Annotated in this window: 20 protein-coding genes; 3 read left to right on the plus strand and 17 right to left on the minus strand. The window is 45.6% G+C overall.

Going from position 1 to position 23749, the window contains the following annotated elements; all coding sequences use genetic code 11:
• The 4 genes from apt to L1076_RS07270 all read right to left on the minus strand — a co-directional run bounded on the left by apt (position 1) and on the right by L1076_RS07270 (position 2620).
• Positions 1–546, minus strand: a complete 546-nt coding sequence (gene apt, locus L1076_RS07260; protein ID WP_038871311.1) for an adenine phosphoribosyltransferase — start codon at positions 544–546, stop codon at positions 1–3.
• A 166-nt stretch (positions 547–712) separates the two neighbouring features.
• Positions 713–1117 carry a YbaN family protein gene (locus L1076_RS07265; protein ID WP_038871313.1) on the minus strand — a complete coding sequence of 135 codons (405 nt, stop codon included), beginning with the start codon at positions 1115–1117 and terminating at the stop codon, positions 713–715.
• A gap of 15 nt (positions 1118–1132) precedes the next feature.
• The gene (locus L1076_RS26980; protein ID WP_005380608.1) at positions 1133–1264 is read right to left on the minus strand and encodes a hypothetical protein; all 132 of its coding nucleotides are present in this window, start codon (positions 1262–1264) and stop codon (positions 1133–1135) included.
• A gap of 249 nt (positions 1265–1513) precedes the next feature.
• The gene (locus L1076_RS07270; RefSeq protein WP_237303454.1) at positions 1514–2620 is read right to left on the minus strand and encodes a response regulator; all 1107 of its coding nucleotides are present in this window, start codon (positions 2618–2620) and stop codon (positions 1514–1516) included.
• Positions 2621–2905: 285 nt separating this feature from the next.
• Here L1076_RS07270 and L1076_RS07275 point away from each other — a divergent pair, with 285 nt between their 5' ends.
• A complete protein-coding gene (locus L1076_RS07275) occupies positions 2906–3781 on the plus strand; it encodes a LysR family transcriptional regulator (protein ID WP_038871318.1) in 876 nt (291 codons plus the stop codon).
• A gap of 69 nt (positions 3782–3850) precedes the next feature.
• Here L1076_RS07275 and purF read toward each other — a convergent pair whose 3' ends face one another.
• From purF to fabB, 10 genes are all read right to left on the minus strand, one after another.
• Entirely contained in the window at positions 3851–5365 is a 1515-nt protein-coding gene (gene purF, locus L1076_RS07280) for an amidophosphoribosyltransferase (RefSeq protein WP_038871321.1), read from the minus strand.
• Between the two features lie 36 nt (positions 5366–5401).
• Positions 5402–5893, minus strand: a complete 492-nt coding sequence (locus tag L1076_RS07285; protein ID WP_005432921.1) for a CvpA family protein — start codon at positions 5891–5893, stop codon at positions 5402–5404.
• A 61-nt stretch (positions 5894–5954) separates the two neighbouring features.
• Positions 5955–6548, minus strand: a complete 594-nt coding sequence (locus L1076_RS07290; protein ID WP_038871324.1) for an SPOR domain-containing protein — start codon at positions 6546–6548, stop codon at positions 5955–5957.
• A 14-nt stretch (positions 6549–6562) separates the two neighbouring features.
• Positions 6563–7825 (minus strand): bifunctional tetrahydrofolate synthase/dihydrofolate synthase, encoded by a 1263-nt coding sequence (folC, locus tag L1076_RS07295; protein ID WP_045420152.1) that lies wholly within the window; start codon positions 7823–7825, stop codon positions 6563–6565.
• A gap of 46 nt (positions 7826–7871) precedes the next feature.
• Entirely contained in the window at positions 7872–8798 is a 927-nt protein-coding gene (gene accD, locus L1076_RS07300) for an acetyl-CoA carboxylase, carboxyltransferase subunit beta (RefSeq protein WP_038871328.1), read from the minus strand.
• Between the two features lie 195 nt (positions 8799–8993).
• Positions 8994–9788 (minus strand): tRNA pseudouridine(38-40) synthase TruA, encoded by a 795-nt coding sequence (gene truA / locus L1076_RS07305; protein ID WP_237303455.1) that lies wholly within the window; start codon positions 9786–9788, stop codon positions 8994–8996.
• A 90-nt stretch (positions 9789–9878) separates the two neighbouring features.
• The gene (locus L1076_RS07310) at positions 9879–14384 is read right to left on the minus strand and encodes a FimV/HubP family polar landmark protein (protein WP_237303456.1); all 4506 of its coding nucleotides are present in this window, start codon (positions 14382–14384) and stop codon (positions 9879–9881) included.
• 199 nt (positions 14385–14583) lie between these two features.
• On the minus strand, positions 14584–15597 hold the full coding sequence (locus L1076_RS07315) for an aspartate-semialdehyde dehydrogenase (RefSeq protein WP_038878778.1): 1014 nt from the start codon (positions 15595–15597) through the stop codon (positions 14584–14586).
• Entirely contained in the window at positions 15594–16727 is a 1134-nt protein-coding gene (locus tag L1076_RS07320) for a 4-phosphoerythronate dehydrogenase (protein WP_038878786.1), read from the minus strand. Before L1076_RS07320 ends, L1076_RS07315 begins: the two co-directional genes overlap by 4 nt.
• Positions 16728–17044: 317 nt before the next feature.
• Positions 17045–18256 (minus strand): beta-ketoacyl-ACP synthase I, encoded by a 1212-nt coding sequence (gene fabB / locus L1076_RS07325; RefSeq protein ID WP_038878775.1) that lies wholly within the window; start codon positions 18254–18256, stop codon positions 17045–17047.
• A gap of 128 nt (positions 18257–18384) precedes the next feature.
• Here fabB and mnmC point away from each other — a divergent pair, with 128 nt between their 5' ends.
• Positions 18385–20403 carry a bifunctional tRNA (5-methylaminomethyl-2-thiouridine)(34)-methyltransferase MnmD/FAD-dependent 5-carboxymethylaminomethyl-2-thiouridine(34) oxidoreductase MnmC gene (mnmC, locus tag L1076_RS07330; RefSeq protein WP_039974155.1) on the plus strand — a complete coding sequence of 673 codons (2019 nt, stop codon included), beginning with the start codon at positions 18385–18387 and terminating at the stop codon, positions 20401–20403.
• Between the two features lie 652 nt (positions 20404–21055).
• Here mnmC and L1076_RS07335 read toward each other — a convergent pair.
• From L1076_RS07335 to L1076_RS07345, 3 genes are all read right to left on the minus strand, one after another.
• Positions 21056–21580 carry an NADPH-dependent FMN reductase gene (locus L1076_RS07335; protein ID WP_104023751.1) on the minus strand — a complete coding sequence of 175 codons (525 nt, stop codon included), beginning with the start codon at positions 21578–21580 and terminating at the stop codon, positions 21056–21058.
• A 176-nt stretch (positions 21581–21756) separates the two neighbouring features.
• Positions 21757–22020, minus strand: a complete 264-nt coding sequence (locus L1076_RS07340; RefSeq protein WP_005433127.1) for a YfcL family protein — start codon at positions 22018–22020, stop codon at positions 21757–21759.
• Between the two features lie 193 nt (positions 22021–22213).
• A complete protein-coding gene (locus L1076_RS07345; protein ID WP_104036819.1) occupies positions 22214–22744 on the minus strand; it encodes an elongation factor P hydroxylase in 531 nt (176 codons plus the stop codon).
• Positions 22745–23072: 328 nt separating this feature from the next.
• Here L1076_RS07345 and L1076_RS07350 point away from each other — a divergent pair, with 328 nt between their 5' ends.
• Complete coding sequence (locus L1076_RS07350; protein ID WP_009707348.1) at positions 23073–23696, plus strand: trimeric intracellular cation channel family protein; 624 nt, start codon at positions 23073–23075, stop codon at positions 23694–23696.
• The last annotated feature ends 53 nt before the right edge of the window (positions 23697–23749 follow it).

The raw sequence follows: 23749 nt of genomic DNA on the forward strand, positions 1-23749 counted from the left end.
TTAGTGTCCTTCAAACTCGCAAATGCTGTATACGTTCAGACCTAGACCTTCTAGGCGCTTATCACCACCAATTTCTGGCAGGTTGATAACGAATGCAGCGTGCTCTACTTCACCGCCTAGTTGACGGATAAGCTTTGTTGTTGCTTCGATCGTACCGCCCGTAGCAAGTAGATCATCTACAACCAATACTTTATCGCCTTCTACGATCGCATCAGTATGGATTTCTAGCGTATCAACACCATATTCAAGCTCGTAGGATTGAGCCACCGTAGGACGAGGCAGTTTGCCTGGCTTACGCACAGGGACAAAACCAACACCCAGTTCTAGTGCTAGTGGTGCACCAAACAAGAAACCACGAGCTTCTGTACCCACAACTTTCGTGAAACCCATATCTTTGTAGCGCTCAACCAAAAGATTGATTGTCGCTTGATACGCTTTCGCGTCCTCAAGAAGGCTGGTTACGTCGCGGAAAAGAATGCCTGGTTTCGGGTAATCTTCGATGCTTTTGATGCTAGATTTGATCAGTGAGATTGTTTCTGTAGTCATAATACCGATTTACTTAGATTGGCTCATCACCCTCTGTTCTAATCGCAGTATATATGAGGGCAACAAACAATAGGTTTTCATCACTATGTGCTTACTTTCGTAAAAGTCACAAGCGCTGAAAATACAAACGCCCACTCGAAGAGCGGGCACACTATTCTCTACAATCTTAGTGATTTTCTTCTCGGTCAGCAACCAACTCAGTCACAGGGAGACGCATAAACCAACTCAGTAAAACGATTAGCATCACTAAAAGCGCAATTTTTACCCAAACCATTGGAGCGACAATGATGGAGAAAGTAAAACTGAGTACGATGAAGACCGCGCCACGTTGTTTCACTTTGCGTGTGACTGCTCGGTGTTTATGCCAGTTTTCGAGTAAAGGTCCAAACGTTTTATGTTCATGTAGCCAACGATGAAACGCAGGGCTGCCTCGCATGAAACAGGCACTCGCTAAAAGAATAAAGGGTGTGGTAGGAAGAAGAGGAAGAACGATGCCGGCAATGCCAAGCAGCATGCAGAGTCCACCAGCTATATTGAAAAGGTAACGCTTAATACGAATGGTGGACTCCAATAAACTAACGCTAAATTAAAAGCCCGCGTAACCATTCATTACACGAAGCCAGGTTAACGTTGCAGGTAAAGTTGGGATCAAAAGGACTGCAATGAAACCTAAAAAGTAAAAAATATTATAAGGCTCTTTAAAATCTTTGTCTGCCATGATGTTTCTTCTCACTAGAGTTGAGTTGACTTCGCTTCCCCCACCTTACATCGTTAAATTATCGTTGCACAAATGGGTCATTATTGTTTTAAGCGATGACTATACCTTAAACAATTAACGCTAAACACCAACAAAAAGTAGGGTTATAAAGCGAAGTATCATTAGTTCGAAGCCAAGCAGCTAGAAATAAAAAAGCAGCGTAATGGACGCTGCTTTTGTTGATGTATCTATGTTTTTACCTGTTGCTCGTTATATCAATCGATTCAGACGAACCATATTGAGGGTAAAGCTGGATGTCCCAAGACAACCAATTGAAAGCTGCCCGTTAGTGCTGATTGGTAAATCTCGGGTGATGAAGTTTTTCATACTGCCGTCACCTAATTGATTACCAGCGGCTATGTGCTGATTTGAATGGCCGTCTGACCACTGACTATCCAAACCCGCTGGTAGTATAGAGACAGAAGACGAAGCAAGATCTGCGACACCGAAAACGGCATTTACGGCACCGGTACTATCAGAGCACTGAATACCTTTTTCAATAATGTCGACCATGTCTTTCAGGTCTGCACTAAAACTCTTTAAGTTACGTAAGTAGTCATCAAACAAAGCACGCACCAGCAGCGTTGTTGCCACACCATCGTGCGCTGATGACGCTGAATCAACGAGATAAAAGGCAAATTGCCCGTTCATCAGCCAACGGTAATCAAACACTAAAGGCATAACGTCGGTTGATTGCAATAAACGATAAGAGCATTTCCAATCGCCTTGTGATGCGTCTTTTTCTGGCAATAAAGCGTGTAGCAAGTCTCTTGCTGCATTTGGGTGTTGTTGTAGATATTCTAGGTGCCAGTGCAGTTCTTGATCGTCTGGCATTTCCCCACCGTCATCAACCCTAAACCATTGGCTCGAAAAATCTCGATGGTCAGAGTAGTGACAGTCTGATTCCTCAAGCGTGTTGTCGATCGCTTGAGATAGATGTTGATAGTTTCCTATTGGTTTAGGTAAGAAATCTTTAATACCAAAACGAAGCGCTTTCGCGACGTCAGACATCTCATCCGTTCCAGACACAACAATCAGTGGCATAGACGGATACTCTAAGCTAACTTCCTCGACAAATTCTATCCCGTCCAACACGGGCATGGATAAATCACATAAGACCAAATCAGGTTGGCATTCCCTTAGTTGTTGAAGCGCCTCCAGGCCGTTTTCTGCTTCGACCACCTTAAAACCCTGACTTTCCAAATAGGCATTAGTCACGCTACGAAATATCGGATCATCGTCCACTAACATGATGAGTTTATGATTGACCACTTCCTGCGCCGAGACCATTGCCGTTTGACTGTGAGTCTTAAACATACCTTTGCACCTCACAAAGCTCAGTCAAAAAAACAAATTTATATGTCGTTATTTTTGTTGTATTCACATCTTACAAAACGTTATGCAGCAAGACATCAGGCCCTTTCACCTTGTTATAAACCGTAGCCTGAAATTGACGTTTATACAAATATTCCATGGTCTATCAGTATTTACTCAGGGAGCCTTGCTGTGTTCAAATGACGCAACATGTTGACTTAAAGCAAACTTTGATCACAAAGTTAATTATAAATTAGCCATAAACGGTAGTTTAATGTGTCTGGAAATATGAAATTAGATGATCTAAACCTGTTTCGATTGGTTGTCGAAAATGGGAGCTATACCGCAACTTCGCGAAAAACCATGATTCCGGTGGCAACCATCACCCGACGCATTCAAGCGCTAGAAGACTCTGTCAATCTTCGATTGCTGAACCGTCATGCGCGTAAGCTTTCTCTGACCGAGGCCGGAGAACGCTTTTACCATGAATGCTCACCTCTGCTACAACGCCTAACATCGACAGCTGAGGAGATTACGGATGACTGTCGTGGCGCATCGGGCAAGATTAAGATTTCTGCACCGTACAACCTGACTAAGCGCATGATGATGCCTATGTTTAATGGGTTCATGAAGCAGTATCCTGACATCAACATCGAGCTGACGACAGAAAACAACGCCGATCAACTTGATCCTACCGAGTGGGACGTGATTTTCCGCGTTGGACCACAGCGTGACTCAAGCTTGATCGCTCGTAAAATTGGTGAAGTAAAGGATATTCTCGTCGCAAGTCCTGACTATCTCGCCGCAAATCCGGCACCAAACCACGCTGAAGAGCTCTCAAACCATTCTTTGCTGAAAGGCTACCCACTGATCAAGTGGACACTAATCAACAGCAAGGGAGAGTCTGTGGTGAATGCAGAACGTGGTCGTTTTCAAGCCAATGCACTGAATGTCGTGCGTAGCTCTTGCTCTGAAGGGTTGGGGATTACATTAATGCCTGACGTGATGATCAAAGAGTATATTGAAAGTGGCGATCTACTGCGTGTATTACCAGATTGGAGCGCTAACCCGCGCGACATCTACATGCTGTACAATCACAAAGACCACCTTCCTGAGAAAGTGCGTCTTTTTATCGACTTCGTGATCGCTTACAACATTCACTAAACTCGATAGCAGATACAAAAAACCAGAGCGCGAGCTCTGGTTTTTTTATGTCTTGGATTTTCGGGCAGATTAAGCGCCTTCGTTATGCAGTTCTAGATTAGCAAGATCTTGCTGAATTTCTGCTTGTGTCTTTGCATCATCGTTACGTAAACCATCAAGGAAGTCGAGGTATTGTTGGTCGATGTCACCCGTCACATATTCACCGTTAAATACTGATGTATCGAACTGAGTGATGTCTTGATTGCCTAAACCAACTGCTTCAACCAAATCATCCAAGCGTTGGTAAATAAGCGCGTCAGCACCAATTTGCTTACAGATGGTTTCGTTATCGCGGCCATGAGCAATCAACTCTGTTGCACTTGGCATATCGATACCGTAAACATTCGGGAAACGTACTTCTGGTGCCGCCGAGACCATAAACACCTTGTTTGCGCCAGAGTCACGAGCCATCTCAATGATCTGCTCTGATGTTGTACCGCGAACAATAGAGTCATCCACAAGCAGGACATTCTTACCTTTAAATTCAGAACGAATCGCGTTTAGTTTGCGGCGCACCGATTTCTTACGCTGTTGCTGACCCGGCATAATGAAAGTACGACCTACGTAACGGTTTTTCACAAAGCCTTGACGGTAAGGTTTATCAATAGCTTGGGCAATTTGTAGAGCAATATCGCAAGACGTTTCAGGAATAGGAATAACCACGTCGATATCCAATTCTGCGTAATCTTCACGAATACGCTCGCCAAGCTTTTTACCCATCTCAACACGAGCACTGTATACAGAAATCTTGTCGATGAAAGAGTCCGGACGTGCAAAGTAAACGAATTCAAAGATACACGGATTCAGTTTTGGATTGTCGCCACATTGTTTCGTAAATAGTTCACCATCAAACGTTGCGTAAATCGCTTCACCAGGAGCGACATCGCGAACAAAATCAAAACCAACAGCATCTAACGCCACTGACTCTGACGCCACCATGTATTCTGTTCTTCCGTTCACTTCACGCTTACCTAAACATAAAGGGCGGATACCATGTGGGTCGCGAAACGCAATCATACCGTGGCCAATAATCATCGCAGCAACAGCATAAGCACCGCGGATCGTACGGTGAACATTCGTAACCGCACGGAAGACATCGTCAGCTGTCACATTGCCTTTTACTGTATCGATTTCGTGAGCGAGTACATTCAGAAGCACTTCAGAATCTGAAGTCGTATTGATATGACGGCGGTCTTTTTCAAACAGTTTTTGACGAACTTCATGAGCGTTAGTCAAATTACCATTGTGGGCAAGTGTAATACCGAAAGGAGAGTTTACGTAGAAAGGTTGAGCTTCAGAGGCACTTGAACTGCCTGCGGTTGGGTAACGAACATGACCGATACCAACCTCACCTTGTAAGCGTTGCATGTGTCTTGCTTCGAACACATCCTTCACTAAACCGTTCGCCTTACGCAGACGAAAACGATTGCTTTCTATGGTACAAATACCAGCGGCATCTTGGCCACGATGCTGTAACACCGTTAACGCGTCATAAATAGACTGGTTTACAGGCGTTGTGCCCACGATTCCAACAATACCACACATGTCCTAATCCTCGATTTGCGACAGTAGCTGGCACTACTAGATAGTGCCAGACAGAAAACTTGATGTTGCTTTTAAGTGCTCGAAGAATGGGGCGATGATACGGCTGAACTCTGGGACCAACTGTGACTCTTTCCACCAATCCGAGCTTGGGAATGCAGTAAACGCATCCATAAAAAACAGCACCGCAGAAACAATCAGTACTCCGCGTAAACCACCAAACACCACACCGAGAATTCGATCGGTTCCTGATAGCCCTGTTTTTTGTACCAGTTGACCAATGACGTAATTCACCACTGCACCAACCACTAAGGTAGCGACGAATAACGCCGCTATTGCGGCTCCGTTACGAAACATTTCATCTTCGATGTTGGTGAAATACACCGCCAATTTGGCGTAGTAATTACTGGAGATAAAAAATGCTCCAAACCAAATCACCAAAGACAAAGCTTCTTTAGCAAAACCGCGAACTAAACTGATCAGAGCTGAAAATCCGATCACACCTAAAATGACAAAATCTAACCAATTCATGTTTTCTTCATCTTAAGTTGGCGCGCATTTTAACAGAAAAAATGCTGACGCAAACGTTTTCTTATGGATTTAATGGCTTAAATTTAAGCAATTGACCTTTTGAGCCTGTAATTTTTTGTAATTCCTTGACCTGTCGTTCAAGTTTACTTTTTGACACATCAGGACCAACAATCACTCGAGTAAAGGCTGTCTCTTTTTTTACATGAGCTTGGTAGCCACGCTTCTGAAGATCCTCTACAAGTGCAACCGCATTTTCATGATTTTTTAGTGCCATCAACTGAATGATCCAGGCTGAATCTTCATATTGATTTTTTTCTTCAACCGGACGAACGGCAACTTCAACCTGTTCAGGTTGTTTGACTTCTTCTGGCTGAGAAACTGACTCTGGTTCTGGCTGAGAAACCGCGACTTGAGGCTCTTGAGATTCATTCACTGTTGCAGTTACTGGAGATTCCGGTAATGAAACGTCGTCTTCAACAGGCTCTAGTATTTCGAAGTTCTCCACATCGCTATCAAGTTCAGGTTTGATAGGAATACTGGCAAACTCTTCTTTATAGTGCAGTTTCTTACCATCCAGTACGTCTGGAAGCACGATGACCCCCACCGCCACTAGAATGATGGTGCCGACTAAACGACTTTGAAATTTACTTGCCATCAAATTACCTTTGATTACTCATTATTTGATTGCCAATACTCCAACACTTCACCCACTGTGTGGAATGAACCCACCACCAAAATGACATCATCATGAGCCGCATGAGTTTTCGCGCTCTCAAATGCCTCTACTGGAGTTTGGAACTGAATCTGCCCTTCGGGTAAATATTGACATAACTCGTCGGCAGTTGCCGCGCGAGGGCCAGTCAGTGATGCTGGGTACCATTGGGTTGCAATTGGCGCTAATACTTCAATTGTTGCCTTGATGTCTTTATCGTGCAGCATTGCTACCACGACATGGATGTTTTTATTCACGTATTGGAGCTTCACCTTCTCTACCAAGTATTCTGCAGAGTGAGGATTGTGCGCCACATCAAGCACAATGTCTGGTTCCGTTTGCAAAACCTGCATTCGGCCAGCTAGGCGAGCATTATTCAAGCCATTAACGATATTAATGTCAGTGATTTGCAATTCTGAAGCGCCAAGTGCCATCAGAGCAGTTGCTGCATTCGGTAAGGGCAGAGAAGGCAATGGAAGGTCGTCTAGGCCAAACGCTCCACTGGTCCACTTCCAACCTTTCTCAGTCAATTGGTAATCGAACTGAATGCCAACTTGGAAGAACTCAGCTTGAATGTCATCAGCGTGCGCAGCAACGGTTGCTGGCGGCGTCGGTTGGCCACAAATCGCAGGTTTACCAGTACGGTAGATACCCGCTTTCTCAAAGCCAATTACATTGATGTCATCACCTAGCCAATCCACATGGTCGATAGCCAAGCTGGTAATAACAGAGACATCATGATCTACGACATTTGTTGCATCTAATCGACCACCAAGGCCAACTTCTAACAACACCACGTCCACTTTTTCAACTTGGAAAATACGAAGTGCAGCCAACGTACCGAATTCAAACAAGCTTAGGCTAATATCACCACGTTGTTGCTCGATATAATCGAATGCTTCGCAGTGTGTACGATCTTCTGCATCTACGCCGTTAATACGAACACGCTCGTTGTAGCGAATAAGGTGAGGTGAACTGTAAACTCCGACTGAGTAGCCGGCATCTAATAGAATCGCTTCCATCAACGCGCACGTCGAACCCTTGCCATTGGTGCCGGCAACAGTAATCACAGTAGGGGCTGGTTTGGTGAGATTGGCTTTTTTCGCTACCGCTTGAACGCGGTCTAAGCCGAGGTCGATAGCTGATGTGTGGAGATTTGTTAAATAATCAAGCCACATCGTTAGAGTGGATGTGGCTTGAGGAATTGCGTTTTGTGTCATCTAACTTTAACCATTAATTTCTTTGGTTTTTATGTTAGTTGATACTTTACCCTTTTTCGTCCGCTTCTGGTACAGAATATGGCTCTTCATTTGGAGATTCGTTAACGGAAACCACCATCGGAGACTTGTGGTTAGTCATCTTAGCGATCAGACCACCCACACGTTGACGCATTTCACGCCGGTCAACGATCATGTCAATCGCACCGTGCTCTAGCAGGAACTCACTACGCTGGAAGCCTTCAGGAAGATCTTCGCGTACTGTTTGCTCGATTACACGACGGCCAGCGAAACCGATCAATGCTTTAGGTTCACCAATGTTGATGTCACCTAGCATCGCCAAACTTGCCGATACACCACCCATTGTTGGGTCAGTCAGTACCGAAATGAATGGTAGGCCTTTTTCTGACAAACGCTCAAGCGCTGCACTGGTTTTCGCCATTTGCATTAGAGACATTAACGCCTCTTGCATACGCGCACCACCACTTGCAGAGAAACACACCAGTGCACAATTGTTTTCAATTGCGGCGTCAACTGCTTTCACGAAACGAGCACCAACAACGGAACCCATTGAACCACCCATGAAAGAGAATTCAAACGCACACGCTACCAATGGCATACCAAGCAGTTCACCCTGCATAACCACCAATGCGTCTTTCTCGCCACTGTTCTTTTGAGCAGCAGAGATACGCTCTTTGTAGCGCTTAGAATCTTTAAATTTCAGTTTGTCCTGTGGCTCAAGCTCTGTGCCTAGCTCTACACGCTCACCTTCATCTAAGAATGTTTCTAGACGACGACGCGCTTTCATGCGCATGTGGTGATTACACTTAGGACAAACTTCTAGGTTACGCTCAAGTTCAGCATGGTAAAGAACCTGCTCACAAGAGGTACATTTCGTCCACACGCCTTCAGGGATAGAAGCTTTGCGTGAACTTACTAGGTTGCTTTTTTCTAAAATCTTTTCAAGCCAACTCATGGAAGACCTTTTCTCTCAATTCTTCCGCTTCATTGCGAAAGATATAAATTCGGAATATTGCGGATGGATTAAAACATATCTTGCCGCGACTGTAGATAAAAAACTGGTTGTACCTATTTTTGATATCATTAATAACGCATAGTTTCTGCGCATTTCCAGTCTAAACTACCGATAATTTGAAACAAATTCGCAAATTTAGTTCAAATTATCCGGTAAAAATAGCGGACCGATCGGCACTTGTGGTAATCCAAACGCTTCTGGGTAGTCCACATCAACCAAATACAAACCTTCAGCCTTGGCCGTTGCACCCGCTAATTTGCGGTCTTTTGCTTTTAAAAGTGACTTGATCCATTCAGGCTTTTCTTCGCCACGACCCACTTTAATCAAACTGCCTGTAATGTTACGCACCATGTGGTGAACAAAAGCGTTCGCTTTAATATCGATAATGACGTAGTCACCATGTCGAGTCACGTTCAAGTGCATCATATTTCGACAAGGGCTCAACGATTGGCAGTGTGCTGCACGAAATGAACTGAAGTCATTCTCACCAAGCAAGTATTGTCCTGCTTCGTGCATTTTCTTTTCATCCAAGTCACCGTGATAATGGCTCACTCCAGAATTTAAGATGCCAGGACGCAATGCGTGATTGAAGATGATGTAGCGGTATCGACGCGCCGTCGCTGAGAATCGTGCATGGAAGTCATCAGGTACTTCTACCGCCCAGCGGACAGCGATATCACTTGGCATGTTCGCATTTGCGCCCATTGTCCAAGCAACCATTTTTCGATTTACATTGGTGTCGAAGTGAACAACTTGTCCTGTGCCGTGTACACCTGCATCGGTACGACCAGCGCACTGAACTTCTACAGGGTGATTTGCTACTACAGAAAGTGCTTTTTCCAGCGCTTCTTGGACACTTTTCACTTCTCTTTGGCGTTGCCAACCAAAGTAATTTGTACCGTTATACTCGATACCTAATGCGATTCTCATTTTAACCTTCGAACTCTAAAATGGGGCGGGAAGTATATACGTAAGTCCTTCCAGATACAAAAATGGGCAGCATTTGCTACCCATTTTTCTTTATCGACCGTTAATGGCGTCGATAAGCCCTTTCGCTTCACGGCGAATATCATCTTCACCGTAGACGATGGCCTCTTCTAGCAATTTGATCGCCCCTTGAGGATCGTTCATTTCTAGATAGATTTTTGCTAAATCAAGCTTACCTGCGGCTTCTGCGTTGGTGTCTACATCCACATCACCGATGTCACCAATCACATCAGGGAACTCATTCAAACCAACATCAAGCTTTAATTCTTGCTCTTCGAAGTCACCGCCATTTTTATCCACTTGAGCCATCAACTCATCAATCGTCATGAATTGATTTTTCTTCGGGTCGAAGTCGGTAAGATCATCCTGCTCACCCCAGTTTTCCTGAGCGATTTCTGGTTGCGCAAGTGCTTCTGTCGAGCTCCAAACGTCTCTTTGATCTTCTGGGACTTCCGTTGTTGACGCCGCGCTGTCTGATGACAGTTTAAAACCATCCCAGTCATCGCCCACATCCAGCATGGTTTCGAAATCCATACCCGCACTTGCGATGGTGTCATTGTCCAATTTTCCATCAAACACTTCTGAGTCTGCGTTTTCTGACAACAGGTTCGCCATTGCAGATTCTTCAAAATCATTGAGTTCAGACTCTAAGTCTGCTTGTGCTTCGGGAACGGGATCAGGCTCGACACTGAAAGCCTCTGGCTGCGCGAATACATCAAACAAAGCATCATGGTCATTGTCTGATTGAATAACAGTTTGAGACGCTTCAGGGTGCTTTACCGGCGTTTCTAGTTCTGCATCGCCCATTGAAGCCAATGCATCTTCTTCATTGAACTCTGGCAAGTCCAGATCATCAAAGTTGAACTCCTCATCGCTCGCCATGCCGGCGGCTGGCTGTGAAGTTTCTGCTTCTGACAATCTTGGCTCGTCAGCCATTGATGCAAGAGCATCTTCTTCGCTGAACTCCGGAAGATCCAGATCATCGAAGTCGAACTCTTCATCTTCAGCCACTGGCTCATTCGCCGCAGTTTCTGGGTCAGTAGTTTCAGATTCAGCTAACTCTGGCTCTTGTACCATTGACGTTAGTGCATCTTCTTCGTTGAACTCCGGAAGGTCTAGCTCATCGAAGTTGAATTCTTCGTCTTCGGCCGTTGGCTCAATCGCCGCAGTTTCTGGTTCAGCGGTTTCAGATTCAGCTAACTCTGGCTCTTGCGCCATTGACGCTAGAGCATCTTCTTCGTTGAACTCCGGAAGGTCTAGCTCATCGACGTTGAATTCTTCGCCTTCGGCCGTCGGCTCAATCGCCGCAGTTTCTGGTTCAGCGGTTTCAGGTTCAGCTAACTCTGGCTCTTGCGCCATTGACGTTAGTGCATCTTCTTCACTGAACTCCGGAAGCTCTAAATCATCAAAGTTGAATTCTTCTTCAGCCGTTGGCTCATTCGCCGCTGTTTCTGGTTCAGCAATTTCAGACTCAGCTAACTCTGGCTCTTGCGCCATTGATGTTAGTGCATCTTCTTCACTGAACTCCGGAAGCTCTAAATCATCAAAATTGAATTCTTCTTCTTCAGCCGTTGGCTCATTCGCCGCAGTTTCTGGATCAGCGGTTTCAGATTCAGCTAACTCTGGCTCTTGTGCCATTGATGTTAGTGCATCTTCTTCGTTGAACTCCGGAAGATCCAGTTCGTCGAAGTTGAACTCTTCGTCTTCGGTAGCTGTCTCAGTTGAACTTGCCGCTACGGGTTCTTGTTCCGTCTTCGTCTCGGGCTCTATGTCATCAACAAGCCAGTCTTCTTCTTGCGGAATACCAAATTCATTTTCGACGGTGTTTGGCGTCGGAGTGAACGCGGGCTCTTCTTCTGTTTTGCTGAGTGATGTTTCAACGTCTGAGTCCGCTTTTTCTAAGATCGCATCTTGCGGTTCTGATTCGATAGAAGGTTCTTGAATCAACTCAGGTTCAAAATCTAACTCATCTTCTTCTGTCGCTTGCTCACTAATAAGCGCATCCAGTTCCGCAGCGAAATCGGCGCGCTCTTGCTCTGCTTGTTTTAGATCGTCTTCATTAGATTCAAACAACTCATCCAATTCCGACATCAAAGGATCGTGCTCTGGGATTGAATCTTCTAAATCACCAAAGAAATCCTCTTTGTCAAAATCTTCAACGGTTTGTTCTAGTGCTGATTCAGCCTCTGATTCGCGGCTCAACGCATCTACTTTCGGCTCAACCTCTGGTTGGTTCTCGTTCAGTAATACATCGATATCTAAGCCTGAATCCAGACCAAGCGCCTTTTCGTCTTCCAATTCAGAAGCAGATTTAACCTGTTGTTGAGTTTCAGCAGGTTGAGTCGCTTCTGGCTCAAGATCATCAAAACCTAACGAGGCCAATAAGTCATCGTCACTTTGCTGCGCGCTCGCGATTTCTGGCTCATCATCTTCACGAATCAAATCATCGAATGGGTCAACGTCCGTAGGCTCTTGTTCGTCTATTGTTTCATCGCCGCTGTCATCAAGTAGCTCATCCAACAAATCGACGCTGTTTTCATCAAGATCTTCTAATGCGTCATCGCCCTCAAAACCAGACAGTTTCTCTAGTTCATCAAGTGGATCAAAATCATCGTCAGATGCATCCTCATCATCAAAACCAATCAACTCGTCAAGCAAATCTGTGCTGTCTTCATCAATGGAAGGTTCTTCACTCAAGCCTGCAATGTCTTCTAGATCGTCAAGAGGATCTCGCTCATTGATTGATTCACCTTCGCCGTCACCCATCAACTCATCGAGGAGTGCTGATGCATCATCCTGCTCTAAGTCTGAATCAGACAGACCAGACAATGATTCTAGTTCATCAAGTAGTGGGTCATCGGCATCCGCACTTACTGGCTGTTCATACTGAGCAAGCAGTTTATCGATGTCATCGTCGGTTGCTTCACCAGCAGAGAAAGCACTCTCTGACACTTGAGATGGCTTCTCGTCCTCAACATCAAGATTGAGGTCGTCACCATCAAGGTCAGCAAATAAGTCATCAAGCATGGCTTGATCAACCGCGTCACTTTGTAACTCTTCAGATGGGTCGTCAGCAGAGAGTAACTCAGCAAATGCATCATCCGACATCACATCAGCGTTATCTTCCTCTGAAAGATCGAAACCGACTTCATCGTCATCATCCAAAACTTCAAGCTCTGGAGAGACTTCATCAAGTGCACGCTCCATCTCTTCAAGACCGAGCGCTTTTTCTTCGCCGTTTACTTTTATGCCATTGCTTGAAGAGTCAAATTCATCGAAGCCAACGTCAAGATCGCCATCATCCCCAATCCCCGCGAATGGGTCTTCGCCATCATCCCCTTCGAGGTTGAAATCGAGATCGTCGTCATCCAGATTAGCAAAGACATCCTCTTCTTCTGACTGCGCTTCTTCTTGGCCGAATAGTTGTTCCGTGTCGTCATCGTCACCAAACAAATCGTCGTCTAGACTTAATTCTTCATCCAACTCATCTGCCGCTGCCAATCCGATTGGCGCAGCAAGTGGATCAACACTTTGCTGTTCTTGCGCAGCAGCTTCTTCCTCTTTCGCTTTAGAGCGACGACCAAGCAACATGACGATTAACATGGCAATCAATGCACCTGGAATAAGTGCTGCAAGGCCTACTAGCCAACCGTTAGACAGAACCTTGTCCATCGTACTTGGCTGCATTCGTTGCTGCTCTGCAAGACGCTGACGTTCTTCCGCTAGCAGTTTTTCAACTTCAGAGCGAATTCGTTCTTCATCGTTGAGCGAAGTTTTAAGCGTTGCGACCTCGCTCTGCACTTCAGACAGCATCAAACGTAAACGATGGTTCTTCTCTTCGAGAGAGTCCAACTCACTTTGTGAGCCTTGCAGTTTATCTTTAAGTGCTGTTACTTGTTTCTCACCTTCCGGTGAAGTCACGACTTCAGGTACGGGGGTCGTAGACTCAACCGTCTTGATTGGTTCTGGCTTTGCCAATTCCGGTTTAGACGGCTCAATTTGAGCAACTTCTGGCTTAGGTTGAGGTTTCGTAACTTCAGCCGTAGGCTTTGGTGTTTCCGGTTTTGGCTTAACAGGCGATGTTTTTGCTGGTTTTTGTTGAGCTAATCGAACTTCATGAGCATTCATCACGGCAATCGCCTGAGGCGTGGTAGCACTCTGAACTTGCTCTAATGAAGGCACGCGAAGTCGGCTGCCCGGGATCAATTCATGAATATTCTGGTTATCAAACGCTTGAGGGTTGATTCGGTAAATGGCGAGAAGCGTCTGTTGAACAGAAACATTACGAGAAGGTCGCAATTGAGAAGCAATCGACCACAAAGTCTCGTTTTTATTCGTCGGACCATAAAAGCGCGACGGTTGGTTATTTTCAGGCGGAGCAGGTAACGCTCGCTCCATCTCCTCAGCGTAGCTAGGAGACGTTTGCACTTCACCAGAGGGTCCTACAAGTCGAATTCCTTCGGCTTGAACCACTGACGATGTCTGAGTCGCGCTCATCAACACAAGGGCTGCTAACAAACGCTTATAATTTTGACGCATAGAAGGCTCAGTTTGGTGCTAGAAACAATTTGAAATGGTGATCGGTTAAATATATCGGATAACACACGCAAAACTATAGCTTTGAGGGCAAAAAATGTGTGGCTCTCACCATATTCGTACTAATCTCACACAAATTTACGCCGTTCGAACAAAAAAGCCTCGCAGTGTGCGAGGCTTTGGATTCATTCGTCAGCGTGGCTTAGTAGTAATCGCGAATCAAAACTTCAGCAATTTGTACGGCGTTTGTCGCTGCACCTTTGCGTACGTTATCAGCAACTACCCATAGGTTTACACCACTGTGATGACTAATATCATTGCGAATACGACCAACCATTACGTGGTCTTTGCCGCCTGCATCACGCACTTGTGTTGGGAAATCTTCACCGTGGAACACTTCGATGCCATCCGTTTGCTCAAGCAGGTTAACCACTTCTTGTGCATCGATTGGTGAACGAGTTTCAACATGTAATGCTTCTGCATGACCGTAAAATACCGGAACGCGTACACACGTTGGGTTTACAGTGATTGATGGGTCGTTAAAGATCTTTTGCGTCTCCCACACCATTTTCATTTCTTCTTTGGTGTAGCCGTTTTCCATCATCTGGTCGATTTGTGGAATACAGTTAAACGCGATCTGTTGAGAAAATTCTTTCTTGTCCGCAGGAAGACCATTCAGTAGTTTCGCAGTCTGACCTGCAAGCTCATCAATACCAGCTTTACCCGCACCAGACACGGATTGGTAAGTTGAAACGTTGATACGCTCAATACCAACAGCATCGTGAATAGGCTTTAGTGCCACTAGCATCTGGATGGTTGAACAGTTCGGGTTCGCAATGATGTTACGGTTACGGAACTCAGCAATTGCTTCTGGGTTAACTTCTGGCACCACCAAAGGAATGTCGTATTCGTAGCGGAAATGAGACGTGTTGTCGATCACGATAACGCCTTCGTCTGCGGCAACTGGTGCCCATTTAGCAGACAACTCGCCACCAGCTGAAAACAACGCAATATGCGCTTGAGACCAATCAAACTCTTCTACGTTTTGAACGCGAATTGTTTTACCGTTGAAGCGGTAAGTCTTACCTTCACTGCGTTCACTTGCCAACAGGAAGATTTCGCCTACTGGGAATTTGCGCTCTTGAAGCACTTCCAAAATTGTTTCACCGACCGCGCCGGTCGCACCTAATACGGCAACATTGTATTGCTGGCTCATTGACTTACCTCAACCTGAAAACCTAGTTCTGCTAATGGTGCAAGATTGCATGTTTCATTACCCACTAGCGTGACAGCGCTGTATTCGCGGCGATCCCAGTAGTTTTTACGCATCAGGTCAAAAGAGCCTGGCTTACTGATTTCGCGGCGGAAAAGAGCGTCATCTTTACGCACATCATAGATTAACTGCGTGATGTTGTGCAGCGTTGCTTCATCCCATGCTCTGTCCAATACCATTGTAGGAACAGGCGCGGTCGGCAGTAAATCGCTGGCATGCGCACGTAATTCGTTATTTAAGAACTCACAGTAGCTGTTGAAAATCATCGTCGTACCGCGAGCTTTCCCCTCCAGACCATAGCCTGCAACATGAGGGGTTGCGAATGCTAGCAGAGGCAGAAGCTCCATATCAACCTCTGGTTCAAATTCAAATACATCTAATGCCGCCGTGAAGCCATCGTTTTTCATTAAACGTTGCTTCAATGCTTGGTTGTCCACAACAGGACCGCGTGCCGCATTGATAAGAATTTGATCGCAACGAAGACCATTTAACACCTTATCATCAATCAAATGATGCGTTGGGTGTAGGCCATCTTTGGTAATAGGTGTGTGCAGCGTGATGACGTCAGAACGTTCGATCAACTCTGCTAGCGGAGTAAAACTGCGAGAATCTCCCTCCTCTTGCTTGAATGGGTCGTTGATGAGCACGTTAATGCCCATGCCTTTCAAACATTTCTCAAGGTAGCTACCCACTTGACCCGCACCGATGATGCCAACAGTTTTATCGAAAACAGAGAAGCCTTGCTGTTGGGAAAGTACCATCATGACGCTGAACGCATACTCAGCAACGCCGACTTTGTTACAGCCTGGTGCTGCGGTGAAGAAAATACCTTTCTCTTTTAGAAGCGCTTGGTCAACATGATCCATGCCCGCCGTCGCCGTGCCAACGAACTTCAGCTTATTTGCTTTGCTGATCAGTTCTGCGTTTACTTTGGTGACTGAGCGAATCATTAGCGCATCTACATCCACTAAATCATCGGCTGTCAGTGTACGACCGGGTTTTAGAATCACTTCACCGAGTTGGCTGAATAGCTCTTCAGCGTACGGCATATTTTCATCAACAATAATTTTCATAGCGCCAGCGTTTAACATCCATTTGTATGAGTTCGTTTATTCGCAAGATGCGAAGCTAAAGCGATTGTGCCCTTTTCTTGAAAAATCTCAACAACTATACCTAAGTGACTTTCAAAAGCAGGTTTCAGAAAAGAAAAAGCCCGGCTAAATTAGCCGGGCAAAGTTCCAGAACAAAAGGATCCTATCCCGCTCTCCTTGGGATAAAGTCTGCGTCTGTTCGATCAGTTAACCTGATCAAGCTCTGGAAACTGGTTTGTTGGTCGGTTCACTCCACGAAGAGAATCACAGCCCAACAAATTCAGTTAGCTTTGGGTCGCTTATGCTTGGTACTTTTTGATTACCAATGTCGCGTTTGTACCACCAAAACCAAAGCTGTTTGACATAACTGTCGTCAGTTCAGCGTCACGAGCTTCCATTACGATGTCTAGACCTTGTGCTGCTTCATCCAAGTTAGAGATATTCACACTTGGAGCAATGAAGCCATTGTCTAGCATTAGCGTTGAGTAAATTGCTTCGTGAACACCAGCTGCACCTAGTGCGTGGCCAGTCATCGCTTTTGTCGCAGAGATTGCTGGGCTGTTGTTGCCGAATAGCTCTTGGATAGCGCCTAGCTCTTTCACGTCACCTACAGGAGTAGAAGTACCGTGCGTGTTGATGTAATCGATGCTATCAACGTCTTGCATTGCCATCTTCATACAACGGATTGCGCCTTCACCTGATGGTGCTACCATGTCGTAGCCATCAGAAGTCGCACCGTAACCTACGATCTCACCGTAGATTTTCGCGCCACGAGCTAATGCGTGCTCTAGTTCTTCGATAACTAGCATGCCGCCACCACCAGAAATAACGAAACCATCACGATCAGCATCGTAAGTACGAGATGCTTTTTCTGGTGTTTCGTTGTACTTGGTAGATAGTGCGCCCATTGCATCAAACATCATCGTTTGAGACCAATCTAGCTCTTCACCACCACCTGCAAAAACGATGTCTTGTTTGCCAAGTTGAATAAGCTCCATCGCGTGACCGATACAGTGTGCAGATGTTGCACAAGCTGAGCTCATTGAGTAGTTCACACCACGAATCTTAAATGGTGTTGCAAGACACGCTGATACTGTTGAAGACATAGTACGCGGCACCATGTATGGACCTACGCGTTTTACGCCTTTTGCACGCATCGTATCAGTTGCCACTGTTTGGTTTAATGCAGAAGCACCACCAGAACCAGCAACGATACCTGTACGATCGTTTGAAACTTGTTCTTCAGATAGACCAGCGTCTTCAATCGCCTGCTGCATTGATAGGTATGCATAAGCAGCCGCATCACCCATAAAGCGCATCTGCTTACGGTCAATAAATTCTGCTGGGTTGATTTTCAGATCACCCCATACCTGCGAACGCAGACCGTTTTCTTTAAACTGCTCAGACGCAGTGATGCCAGATTTGCCCGCTTTAAGAGACGCTAGAACTTCTTCGACGTTGTTACCGATACTTGAAACAATACCCATACCGGTGATTACGACTCGTTTCATTATGACATTCCTATAATTCAAAAATCCGCTAGATAATAACTAAGATAGTCAACAAAAGTGGTCAGCTTTCCCAGAAATTCGTACAATTGCCGAATTCTAACCGCGCCAAATCACATATTTGCACCATTATGACTTCGATTAAAAACGCAGAACTTGGTTGGAACGAAGCTGGTACACCGGTTTCTGACCAATTTGATGATGTTTATTTCTCCAACGTAAACGGTCTCGAAGAGACGCGTTACGTGTTCCTCAAACAAAATCATCTACCAGAAAGATGGCAGGAATTTGACCAAAGACGCTTTGTGATTGGCGAAACCGGATTTGGCACGGGGTTGAACTTCTTAGCCGTGTGGCAATGGTTTACCGAATTTCGTCGCGAATATCCAGAGGCAGCGTTAAAAGAATTGCATTTCGTTAGTTTTGAGAAGTATCCACTCAGCAAAGCTGATCTAGAAAAAGCACATCAATCTTGGCCAGAGTTGGCAGAATTTGCCGAAAAGCTGCAACAGCACTACCCAGCCGCAGTGCCTGAATGTCATCGCATTGTTTTAGAAGACGGCGCCATCACACTCGACCTTTGGTTTGGCGATATAAAAGACTGCATGCCGCTTGTTCCTTATGGGGAGCAAGGCTTGATTGATGCTTGGTTCTTAGACGGTTTTGCACCAAGCAAAAACCCAGAAATGTGGAACCAAAACCTATTCAACGGCATGGCAAAATTGGCAAAACAAGGCTGTACGGTCGCAACCTTTACGGCAGCAGGCTTTGTGCGTCGCGGCTTAAACGAAGCAGGCTTTTCAATGAAGAAAGTCAAAGGCTTCGGTACCAAACGCGAAATGATCGCGGGTTCGATGGAGCAGCGTGAAGCGCATTCAAACCACCAACCTTGGTTTAACCGCACTGCGTCGGCCAATCATGATTCCATCGCGATTATTGGTGGCGGCATCGCAAGCGCGGCTTTGGCTAAAACGCTGATTCGCCGCGGTCAAAATGTCACACTCTACTGCAAAGACGCTCAACCTGCAGAAGGCGCATCAGGCAACCGCCAAGGCGCAGTGTACCCATTGCTAAATGGTCCACACAAAGGCGTTTCACGCGTGTTCGCTCCGGGCTTTTTGTTTGCCCGTCAGTTTGTTGACCAAACAGCGCAAGATATTCAATTTGATCACGATTGGTGTGGTATTACTCAGCTGATGTGGGATGACAAATCCGCAGACAAGTTGGAAAAAATGCTTGCTGGTAATTTCACGCCAGAGTTAATTCATAAACTATCTGCTGAAGAGACGGCTGAAAAAATTGGCTTGCCGATCGATATGGCATCGGTTCATTACCCTCTTGGCGGTTGGTTATGCCCTGCAGAACTGACCCGTGGTTTGATTGCTCAACTGGAGAAAACAGAACTTTTTGAAGTGAAGTTCGAGCATCAAGTCGAGTCACTAACTTGGGATGAAGCGCGCCAACTATGGACATTGAAAGCAAACGGTCAAAGCTTTGAACACTCCACTGTAGTGGTTGCTAACGGCAGTGAATTCCAAACACTAAGCCAAACCGCGGATCTACCAATGGGTCAGGTAAAAGGTCAAGTTAGCCACGCCCCTGCAACTGAAACGCTGTCTAAGCTGAAAACAGTACTGTGTTACGACGGTTACATGACACCTGTTAACCCGAATAATCAGCACTTGTGCATCGGTGCAAGTTACGATCGCAGTCACCTAGACTACGAATTTGACGAAGAAGCACAAAAAGACAACGCCGACAAATTGGTGAAATGTTTGCCGAACCAAACTTGGACAAAAGAAGTGGATACCTCTGGTAATTTATCACGCCAAGGCATTCGCTGTGTTAGCCGTGATCACCTGCCGTTTGTAGGTAACGTAGGCGACTTTGAAACTATCAAAACGCAATATGCGGATCTGCAAAATCAACAAGAACAAGACGTTGATGTGATTCACCAGTTCCCTAACCTATTCTGTTTCCTTGGTTTAGGCTCTCGTGGTTTGAGCTCTGCGCCTCTAATGGCCGAAGTGTTGGCATCACAAATCTGTGGCGACCCATTACCATTGCCTGTTGATGTACTGACTGAGCTGCACCCTAGCCGTATGTGGGTAAGAAAGCTACGTAAAGGTAAGGCGATTACTGAGTTATAACGCGTTTCGAATGCGTAAAGAACCCCTCCTAGCCTCCCCTTAAAAAGGGGAGGAACAAGTTCTTAACCCCCACTTTAGTCCATCCATCTTTCCAAGAAGGAGTCAGGGGCGCAGCTCTGAGAACAAATAACCACTCCTAGCCTCCTCTTAAAAAGGGGAGGAACAAGTTCTTAACCCGCTTTAGTCCATCCATCTTTCCAAGAAGGAGTCAGGGGCTGCTCCGAAAACAAACAGCCACTCCTAGCCTCATCTTAAAAAAGTGAGGAGCAAGTTATGAACTCCGCATTAATCCTCCCCCTGTCAAGGGCGAGTTCGAGGGGTTGCTCTGAAAACAAACTACCACTCCTAGCCTCATCTTAAAAAAGTGAGGAGCAAGTTATGAACTCCGCATTAATCCTCCCCCCTGTCAAGGGCGAGTTCGAGGGGTTGCTCTGAAGACAAACTACTACTCCTAGCCTCATCTTAAAAAAGTGAGGAGCAAGTTATGAACTCCGCATTAATCCTCCCCCCTGTCAAGGGCGAGTTCGAGGGGTTGCTCTGAAGACAAACTACTACTCCTAGCCTCATTTTAAAAAAGTGGAGGAGCAAGTTATGAACTCCGCATTCGTCCTCCCCCTTTCTAAGGGGGAGTTAGAGGGGGTTACAAGTTTTTTTAATTCAATGCCGCCACGGCCGCTTTCACCTGATCTGCAATTTCAGCATTACGGAATTCTCCCGTTTCCAAATCAAAGTTATCGTAGAAGCTTGGAATAGATTGCGATGCTTTCACTTCAGCACCAAAGTAAGGCGCAGAGCCTGTCGCCGCTGCGAGTACCGTTTGTGCACCACCAGGGCCAGGTGAAGTCGCTAAGTACACCGCCGGTTTATTTTGGAATACGTTGCGATCGATACGTGTCGCCCAATCGAATAGATTCTTATACGCTGCTGGGTAAGAGCCGTTGTGTTCAGCAAAAGAAATCACCAAAGCGTCCGCCGTTGCGATATCTGCAAGAAACACTTTTGCGCCTTCCGCCTGACCGATTTCTTTCTCTTTGTCTTCACTGAACAAAGGAACATCGTAGCTATTGAGGTCTAACACTTGCACGTCTGCACCTTCGACAAGGTTAGCAGCGTAAGTCGCAAGGGTTTTATTGATAGAGGTAGAGCTAGTAGAAGCGCCGAATGCGATAATTTTCATGGTTGTAGTCCTTTGTTCACGTTTTGTACTAACAAGAGTAAAAGGTGAACGAGTGTGCTACAACCACAAAAATTTTAAGGAGAGATTCGAAAATTTCGAAGGAGTTTATTTCAACTCTTTTTGCTTCAACCAGAAACTTAGAGCTGCCAATCGAAGCATATATAACTGAATGAGACTTAAGCTTGCGCTTGAAGCTCTTGCCATAGATCGCTCACGATCACGCGATCGGCAGGCGTCAATTCTGAACGCGCTTCTTCAAGGCTGTTTTCAATGCGAGACTTCAGCTCAGTTACATCGTTAATGCCTTCTTCTTCACACGCTGCAGCAGACAGAGAAATGTGACCACGCAAATAACCACCAGCAAACAATTCATCATCCGATGCCGTTTCAATGCGAGCATCAATCAGTTCTAGTAGTTTTTCTTCAAATTCAATAATCATGGAGCTTCTCTGAGGTTATTTAAGGGTATACCCAAGAAACTTCAAGTGGCAGGGTTCAGCGAGAATAACTTGGTTTGCAGGCGCGGCAATGATTTAAAGATCTAGTGGTTCTAAATCAAAAAATCATTAACAATGTCTGCAAGCCAAGATAACTCGCCCTTCGGGAGCATTGCTCTGAACCCGTAACTTGAAATTACTTGGGTATAAAGTCAGACGTTTCCAGCGGCTTGGTTTGGTAAAAGGCACGTAATGCATCCGATAGCATTTTCACGCGAGGCGGAAGACCGCTTTCTAGAATGCCCATTACTTCATTGTGCACTTTGTGCATAAAACCAAGACGATCTGGTTCAAAATCGCCGTGTAGATTGTCACAACTGACGTTAAAAGGGAAGTCAGCACTTTTCGCTAGAATCCACTCGTAAGCTTGAGGGCGAATTTCAACTTTTTCGAATTCAGCTTGAACCTCTGCTGTGCGACCATCTGGTTCGTACCAATAACCAAAATCTTCCAGCAAACGACGCTCTGGTCCTGCTACGCACCAATGGGCAATCTCGTGCAGCGCTGACGCGTAAAAGCCACGAGCAAAAATAATCCGATGATGCGGATGTTCTTCATCTGCTGGCAAGTAAATTGGCTCATCGCCGCCTAGCTCTAACTCAGTGTTAAAAGGCCCAAGAAATGTGTCATTGAAAATAGCGATAAGGTCTTGATATTCGTGGTTCATCATCGATTCTGTACGTCAAATTGATATGCGGTACGCATTGTCGCTGTTTTTCTTACACAGGTAAAGCCACACAACATGTTTGGTTATTAGCTGAGTTAATCTGAAAGTCGCTTTCTCCATACAATTTCTCATTCGTCACAGATCACATTTCCCACTACACTCACGCCTTATTTTTACGCTTAACGATGGCGACTTCAACGCCACTTGAAGCGAGATTCTTTTTGGGTTTAAGCCTCTCCCCAAGGTTTAAGTCTTGTTGGTAAGTTTTGCTGCTGTTTTCCTTAATCTCAAGGATCATGACAGAGCCCTTTTATTTGAGTGTCCCCTTATGCTGCTAAGTGTGTTGTACATCATTGGTATCACGGCTGAAGCCATGACTGGTGCATTGAGTGCCGGCCGAAGAAAAATGGATTGGTTTGGTGTTATGTTGGTAGCCAGTGCAACGGCTATTGGCGGCGGTACGGTTCGCGACATTCTTCTTGGCCACTACCCATTAGGTTGGGTGAAGAATCCAGAATTTTTGGCAATCACTTGTGTAGCTGGCGTTCTGACGACTGGCTTAGCGAAATGGGTGATTAAATTCAAAGGGCTATTTATCCGTTTGGATGCACTGGGCTTGATCGTATTTAGCATCATCGGCACCAAAGTCGCGATTGGTATGGGCTTACACCCTGGCATTTGTATGGTGTCTGCGCTAGTAACCGGCGTATTTGGTGGTTTGCTACGTGATTTGATTTGTCGTCAAACACCGCTTGTGTTGCATGAAGAGCTTTACGCCTCTGTCGCACTTATCGCATCAGGTTTGTACCTAGCGCTACTTGAGTTCAACGTACCAGACGTAACTGCGACGATTGTGACTCTAATTACTGGTTACATGCTGCGAATGGCGGCAGTACGATTCAAATGGCGCTTGCCTTCATTCCACTTGGAAACCGAAGGTTCTATTCACTGATTCGAATCGAAAGCTATTGAAAATATATGAAAAAAGGCCGCTCACTGAGCAGC

The organism is Vibrio sp. MMG023 (assembly GCF_021654215.1).
GTDB lineage: Bacteria > Pseudomonadota > Gammaproteobacteria > Enterobacterales > Vibrionaceae > Vibrio > Vibrio jasicida.

Coding starts and splice junctions, on each gene's coding strand:
- apt (WP_038871311.1), bottom strand. CDS start 546: ATGACTACAGAAACAATCTCACTGATCAAATCTAGCATCAAAAGCATC.
- L1076_RS26980 (WP_005380608.1), bottom strand. CDS start 1,264: ATGGCAGACAAAGATTTTAAAGAGCCTTATAATATTTTTTACTTTTTA.
- L1076_RS07270 (WP_237303454.1), bottom strand. CDS start 2,620: ATGTTTAAGACTCACAGTCAAACGGCAATGGTCTCGGCGCAGGAAGTG.
- L1076_RS07275 (WP_038871318.1), top strand. CDS start 2,906: ATGAAATTAGATGATCTAAACCTGTTTCGATTGGTTGTCGAAAATGGG.
- purF (WP_038871321.1), bottom strand. CDS start 5,365: ATGTGTGGTATTGTTGGAATCGTGGGCACAACGCCTGTAAACCAGTCT.
- L1076_RS07285 (WP_005432921.1), bottom strand. CDS start 5,893: ATGAATTGGTTAGATTTTGTCATTTTAGGTGTGATCGGATTTTCAGCT.
- L1076_RS07290 (WP_038871324.1), bottom strand. CDS start 6,548: ATGGCAAGTAAATTTCAAAGTCGTTTAGTCGGCACCATCATTCTAGTG.
- folC (WP_045420152.1), bottom strand. CDS start 7,825: ATGACACAAAACGCAATTCCTCAAGCCACATCCACTCTAACGATGTGG.
- accD (WP_038871328.1), bottom strand. CDS start 8,798: ATGAGTTGGCTTGAAAAGATTTTAGAAAAAAGCAACCTAGTAAGTTCA.
- truA (WP_237303455.1), bottom strand. CDS start 9,788: ATGAGAATCGCATTAGGTATCGAGTATAACGGTACAAATTACTTTGGT.
- L1076_RS07310 (WP_237303456.1), bottom strand. CDS start 14,384: ATGCGTCAAAATTATAAGCGTTTGTTAGCAGCCCTTGTGTTGATGAGC.
- L1076_RS07315 (WP_038878778.1), bottom strand. CDS start 15,597: ATGAGCCAGCAATACAATGTTGCCGTATTAGGTGCGACCGGCGCGGTC.
- L1076_RS07320 (WP_038878786.1), bottom strand. CDS start 16,727: ATGAAAATTATTGTTGATGAAAATATGCCGTACGCTGAAGAGCTATTC.
- fabB (WP_038878775.1), bottom strand. CDS start 18,256: ATGAAACGAGTCGTAATCACCGGTATGGGTATTGTTTCAAGTATCGGT.
- mnmC (WP_039974155.1), top strand. CDS start 18,385: ATGACTTCGATTAAAAACGCAGAACTTGGTTGGAACGAAGCTGGTACA.
- L1076_RS07335 (WP_104023751.1), bottom strand. CDS start 21,580: ATGAAAATTATCGCATTCGGCGCTTCTACTAGCTCTACCTCTATCAAT.
- L1076_RS07340 (WP_005433127.1), bottom strand. CDS start 22,020: ATGATTATTGAATTTGAAGAAAAACTACTAGAACTGATTGATGCTCGC.
- L1076_RS07345 (WP_104036819.1), bottom strand. CDS start 22,744: ATGAACCACGAATATCAAGACCTTATCGCTATTTTCAATGACACATTT.
- L1076_RS07350 (WP_009707348.1), top strand. CDS start 23,073: ATGCTGCTAAGTGTGTTGTACATCATTGGTATCACGGCTGAAGCCATG.